At 60.3% G+C, this 5018-nt stretch carries 7 protein-coding genes; 2 read left to right on the forward strand and 5 right to left on the reverse strand.

What is annotated here, in order from left to right; all coding sequences use genetic code 11:
• Positions 1-260 precede the first annotated feature (260 nt).
• Both VIM95_RS03875 and VIM95_RS03880 read right to left on the reverse strand, forming a co-directional pair.
• Entirely contained in the window at positions 261-638 is a 378-nt protein-coding gene (locus VIM95_RS03875) for a hypothetical protein (RefSeq protein ID WP_331983209.1), read from the reverse strand.
• Between the two features lie 221 nt (positions 639-859).
• Positions 860-1174, reverse strand: coding sequence for a DUF2238 domain-containing protein (locus tag VIM95_RS03880; RefSeq protein WP_331983221.1), 315 nt, complete (start codon positions 1172-1174; stop codon positions 860-862).
• An 81-nt stretch (positions 1175-1255) separates the two neighbouring features.
• Between VIM95_RS03880 and VIM95_RS03885 the strand changes: the two genes are divergently transcribed.
• Entirely contained in the window at positions 1256-1873 is a 618-nt protein-coding gene (locus tag VIM95_RS03885; RefSeq protein ID WP_331983211.1) for a flavodoxin family protein, read from the forward strand.
• A gap of 75 nt (positions 1874-1948) precedes the next feature.
• On the opposite strand, the gene VIM95_RS03890 is transcribed toward VIM95_RS03885, so the two are convergent.
• Together VIM95_RS03890 and VIM95_RS03895 are read right to left on the reverse strand one after the other, a co-directional pair.
• Positions 1949-2305: a hypothetical protein gene (locus VIM95_RS03890; protein ID WP_331983213.1), complete on the reverse strand. Its 357-nt coding sequence runs from the start codon at positions 2303-2305 to the stop codon at positions 1949-1951.
• A gap of 100 nt (positions 2306-2405) precedes the next feature.
• On the reverse strand, positions 2406-3245 hold the full coding sequence (locus tag VIM95_RS03895) for a hypothetical protein (protein WP_331983215.1): 840 nt from the start codon (positions 3243-3245) through the stop codon (positions 2406-2408).
• A gap of 168 nt (positions 3246-3413) precedes the next feature.
• Here VIM95_RS03895 and VIM95_RS03900 point away from each other — a divergent pair, with 168 nt between their 5' ends.
• Complete coding sequence (locus VIM95_RS03900) at positions 3414-4022, forward strand: esterase/lipase family protein (protein ID WP_331983217.1); 609 nt, start codon at positions 3414-3416, stop codon at positions 4020-4022.
• Between the two features lie 330 nt (positions 4023-4352).
• On the opposite strand, the gene VIM95_RS03905 is transcribed toward VIM95_RS03900, so the two are convergent.
• Complete coding sequence (locus tag VIM95_RS03905) at positions 4353-4505, reverse strand: hypothetical protein (protein ID WP_331983219.1); 153 nt, start codon at positions 4503-4505, stop codon at positions 4353-4355.
• Positions 4506-5018 lie beyond the last annotated feature (513 nt).

The following is a 5018-nucleotide window of genomic DNA, read 5'->3' on the forward strand; positions in this document are numbered from 1 at the left end:
CCGCACACCGTCGCCGGCCGTGAGGCTCAACTGGGCCGCCCAGCCAAAGGGCGTGCTCCGTGGCTGCTGGATCACGCCGCTCACCACCTGGCTGGCGGGCGGCCGATACAGAGTGAGGCAGGCGGCAAGGGTGGCACAGACAATGAGCAGCAGGCAGACAAACAGGCGACGAGACACGATAGGTGCTAGAGGTCGAGTAGAGAGCCGTGCATGCTATTGGTGACAGGAAGGTGTCGCTACTGGCACTGCTGTAACCTGAGTCACGAATCGGCTTGTTCTGCCAGCTGCTGCTGTTCACGCAGGCGCTGCTTACGGCGCTGCACGGCTCGCTCAACCTGCCGCTGATAACCAAAGTGCACGATGCCGCCACCCGTGATCAGAATGGGCACGCCGAATAAACCATTACGCAGGCCGGTACTGGCCACCAGGGCCGCTACCATCAGTAGCAAGCCTCCAATTAGGTAGTAGGCATAGGGGTGCAGCAAATTCAGATCGTGCCGGTCGTTCATCAGTGCCCAGGACCAGAAGCTGAAGCCCAGGCCCAGCAGCAGTAACAGTGAGGCGGCCAGCAGCTGGTACCAGGCGTATACACCCTGCTCCAGCAGGTATCGGGTCAGCGCAAAAAAAGCACCCAGCACACACAGGGCGATAGGTAAGCAGACTATACCTAAGCCGCGGCTGAACCACGAATAGGTCACTCGCTCTTCGGTTTGGGGCGTTTGCGTCATGGTGAAGGGAAGGGGCCGCGCAGATGATTGACTGCCGTGAGTATAACCTGGTGCAGATAGGCCCAGACTCAGACGGCACAGCCCGGCGTGGCCGCCAGCATGTCCTTGTGGGCATCCCACATATCGCCCTACTAGTCGTTGTAGGCCTCGGCATCCTTGGCGGAGAGCATGATCGCCACCAGCCACTCGAACCACTCGTAACAGAGGCTGGTCACCATGATGGCGGTAAGGGCGAGGTAGAAGGCGGTTTTGCTGCTATGGCGATAGACGTGCATCACATGGGCGGCGATGGCTGGCGTGAAGCAGAAACCATAGAGAAAATGCACCAGCCGGTTGAAGTGATTGCGGTGCCAGCCCAGTGTTTCCTTGGGTGTAAAACTACTCAGTGCCTGCGAGTGGGGAGAATGTCTGCGGGCGATATGTTCGATAGTTTGGGATATGTCTATCGAAGGCCTGGCGCGTCAAGCGGCGCCGTTGCGCCGAATATGGGCTCCATCAGACACCCACTTTCTTGAAGGAGCCCCACCATGAGCCACATCGCCAACTCCCGCGTCGCTGTCGTCTACCACAGTGGCTACGGCCACACCGCCAAACAAGCCCAGGCAATCGCCCAAGGCATAGCGAGTGTGGAGGGTGTGGAAAGTCTACTCATCAGTGTTGATCAGATCGATCAATATTGGACAACGCTGGAACAGGTGGACGGCATCATCTTTGGCGCGCCGACCTATATGGGCAGTGCCTCGGCCCAGTTCAAAGGCTTTATGGATGCCACCTCGCGGGCGGTCTTTGCCAAGGGCGGAACCTGGGCCAACAAGGTGGCGGCGGGCTTTACCAATGCGGCTTCTCGCTCCGGCGACAAGCTCGCCACCTTGCAGCAGCTGGCCATCTTTGCCGCACAGCATGGCATGCACTGGGTGAATCTGGGTCTGCCGCCGGGTCACAACAACTCCCAATCGACCGAAGACACGCTCAACCGGCACGGCTTCTTCCTGGGGGCGGCGGCACAGTCCAATGCCGACGAAAGCGCCGACGTGGTACCACCGATTGCCGACCTGCGCACCGCGGCCCATCTGGGGGCGCGTGTGGCCAAGGTGGCGCAGCAGCTGGCTGCGGGCCGCAAGGTACTGGATGCACAGGCAGCCTGAACGGCCGGTCATCCAAGACAAGGGCGTACCGTGCGGACGGTACGCCCTTTGTGCGTGCGGGCAAAAGTCGCTTATTCAGATGCTCTTGAAAGACCGGCTGGCATAGAAGTGCCTGAGCTCCAGGCTCACAAAGAGGTACAGGGCCGTGCCGATCAATAGCGCGGCCCAGGGCAGCAGGATCAGTGCCTGCGGGTGCCCGACCAGGCTGGCAAATTCCAGTAGCACAAAGATACCGCCCAATAGCTGCAGGCCACCCAGGACTTTGCCTGCACCTTCACGGCCACGCAGCGCCTGCCAGGCCAGCACGCTGAAAAGGCCCAACTGCAATAGCGGAAAGACGATAGGTCCGGTCTGCAGCCAGGCGAAGATGAGGCGACCGATGAAGATCAGGGCCAGTAGCACGAGCAAGGTACGTGGTGCTTTGGTGAGCATGTTTTTACGTTCTCTATTTGTTGATGGATAGACGAGGCTTCAAGCGAACTTCATGCCGATATGTGGCCATGGCTTTTCGCCTTGGGCAGGCAGACACTGATCAGGGCCTTACCTGCCAACGTCTGCCTGGAATATCCAACGCGATGGTCGCTTCACCAAAGCTCTGCAGGCCCAGCACACCCATCAGGGGCTCGGCCGGCTTGAAGCCCTGCTCGGGGGCATGGAACAAACGGAGTTTGCCCAATGGCAGGCTACCAGCCTGCCAGGGCGAGCTAATCTCGGCGGTTTGGGCTGGCAACAGCTTATCCCAGGCCGGTACCTTGAGCTGAGCCACACTCGGCTTGTGTTTGCCGGTGTGGGTGGCCAGCGCACGGCGCCAGTCCGCCTCGCTCATCAGCGAGAGGCCGATGGCCGCACTGCCGGTGTCAAATAGGGCAAGGCCGACGCGCTGTTCCTTGTCGTAGATCTCGACCAGGGGAAAACCACCCCAGCCCCAGTTCGGCCATTGGGCGTAGATCAGCGGGGACGACTGCGCGACCGCGAGCTGCGAGCCTTCTTCATAGCCCAGCCTGTTGGCTTTGAGATCGAACGTCACGGTACCGCGCTCGAAAAAACCGGTGCCGATATTGCCCATCTTGGCGCCGCTGGCGCAGCCCTGCGGGCTGGCCAATCTATCCAGCGTGGTCTTGGCAATAGCCACCTGCCAGCTGGCTCCGGCGATCTGGACGGGGACCTTTTCTTCAGGAGAATCTTGCTCCGGTGCTTGCCAGTGCACGGCGTCGTTCAGCCCGGTGTCGATCTGCATTTGGCAGTGCAGCTCACCGACCTGGACTTCGGCCAGCATGGCCAATCGCTGGTCATGCCAATGGGCAAAGTCGCCGTGGTAGAAGGTAATGGGTACCCAGTTGGGGGCAGCCAGGGCCGCTGGTACGAGCAACAAGGAAAAAAGATGCCGCAATAATGTACGCAGCGGGGGAGGGCGGTGTGTCATGGCGCGCAGTGTCCCAGATTTGCAGCGAGGCCGCATATCTGCTCGGCTGGCGCAATCTCAAGTACGCTGCAAGAACCTGGCTTGCCCAGGGCGAGGGCTGGGGTGTAGCGTGCAATCATGCAAGCACTTTTCGTACACGGCATGGGCAGATCGCCCCTCTCCGCCTGGCCCAATCTCAGGCGCCTGCGCCGGCACGGAGTGGCGACCCAAACCTTCGGCTATATCGCCACCTTGCAGTCCTTTACCACCATACGTGACCGCCTGGTCCGGCGGCTACAGCGCGTGGCGCTGGCAGGAGAATATGTGGTGATCGGCCATTCGCTGGGCGGTGTGTTGCTGCGCGCTGCACTGGCGGAACTGCCGCCGGGCACCCGGCTACCGCAGCGGGTTTTCCTGCTCGCATCCCCCATCCAGCCCTCGCATCTGGCGCAGCAGATCCGACCGCGTTGGTTGTTCCGCCTGGCAACCGGCGATTGCGGCCAGCTCTTGGCCAGCCCGGCGCGCATGGCGGCAGTACCGGTCAGCCCGGTGCCTTGTACGGCCATTGTTGGCGTAGGCGGGCCGCAAGGGCGGCTTAGTACTTTCCCGGGCGAAGCCAACGACGGCATCGTATCCCTGCGTGAGGCCAGCGCCGACTGGCTGACCGAAATCATCCCCTTGCCACTCATGCATACGCTGCTGCCGGCAAAGCGACAGGTGGCGGAGCTGGTGCTGGCTAGGCTCTAGGGGGGCGCTGCAAGACAAGTTGTCAAGCTGAGGAAAGCCCACCGGCCCTGCCTGCTTTTTGAGCAGGCTAAGCGAGTTCCTGACAAATCCGGGACTAAGCGTCGCCATACACAGCAATCCACACAGTTATGCACAGAAGCTGTGGGCAGAGGCCCACGCTAAGTCCTTGTTTAGAGCATACGCACCACGCGAGTCGCCACTTCAGGCAATTGGAAGTGGGACGCAAGCTTTGGCCCCGCGTTGCATTTAACGCGGGACCCATCAGCGGCGGACGCGCCAGACTCAGAGGCGATGTCTCAGGGCTGGTCGCGCACGGTGTCAAACCAGTACTTATGGGTTGGCGACCAGCAATGGGCCGAACTGTGCGCAATGCACGCTGCTATCGGCCGGCATGGTGCCATGGGCCGCTTGCATGGCCAGGACGGTGGTACTTGCACCTAGACCCGTGGCCAGCAGTGCAAGGGCAAGAGGTAGGGCTCGCATGGTGTGCTCCTCGGTAGCCGGGTGGCTGGGTTGCCAACCTTTCGGCACGGTTGTTTGCGATAACAGATCAGTGCAGGGATATATGCTATCGCTTTGTGCGCTTATCAAGCGTGCGCGATAAGAATATTTTTCGTGGCGCAAGGCGCTGCCAGGTCCGTCATTGTCAGCTTGGTCAGACTGTTGATAAATCGGTCTGGCTTGATCAGCGTGTTCAATCCAGCCCAACAATCGCAGTGGTGACAAATCGTGGGTACGGACCAACCGTTTGTCGGATTTATTTACAGTCGCCTGGGTGAAGGGAAGGGAGATTTGCGACTAAGCTCATGTTTTTATTAAAAAAATAAAATCTGGCATTGGCTTTGCTTTGTTGTCGGCGTGTCGTACCGCAAGATCAACAACCAGGGACCTACAAATATGAAAAAGCTACTTGCCTCCGCCGCCCTGCTGGCAGCCTGTATTGCGCCGGCTTTCGCTGCACCGACCACCTACAACGATGCGCTGGGCGCTGGGCGT

It is taken from the genome of Chitinimonas sp. (assembly GCF_036568685.1).
GTDB lineage: Bacteria > Pseudomonadota > Gammaproteobacteria > Burkholderiales > Chitinimonadaceae > Chitinimonas.

Excerpts from the sequence above, each read along its gene's own strand:
- VIM95_RS03900 (WP_331983217.1), top strand. The coding sequence starts at position 3,414 with ATGCAAGCACTTTTCGTACACGGCATGGGCAGATCGCCCCTCTCCGCC.
- VIM95_RS03905 (WP_331983219.1), bottom strand. The coding sequence starts at position 4,505 with ATGCGAGCCCTACCTCTTGCCCTTGCACTGCTGGCCACGGGTCTAGGT.
- VIM95_RS03885 (WP_331983211.1), top strand. The coding sequence starts at position 1,256 with ATGAGCCACATCGCCAACTCCCGCGTCGCTGTCGTCTACCACAGTGGC.
- VIM95_RS03890 (WP_331983213.1), bottom strand. The coding sequence starts at position 2,305 with ATGCTCACCAAAGCACCACGTACCTTGCTCGTGCTACTGGCCCTGATC.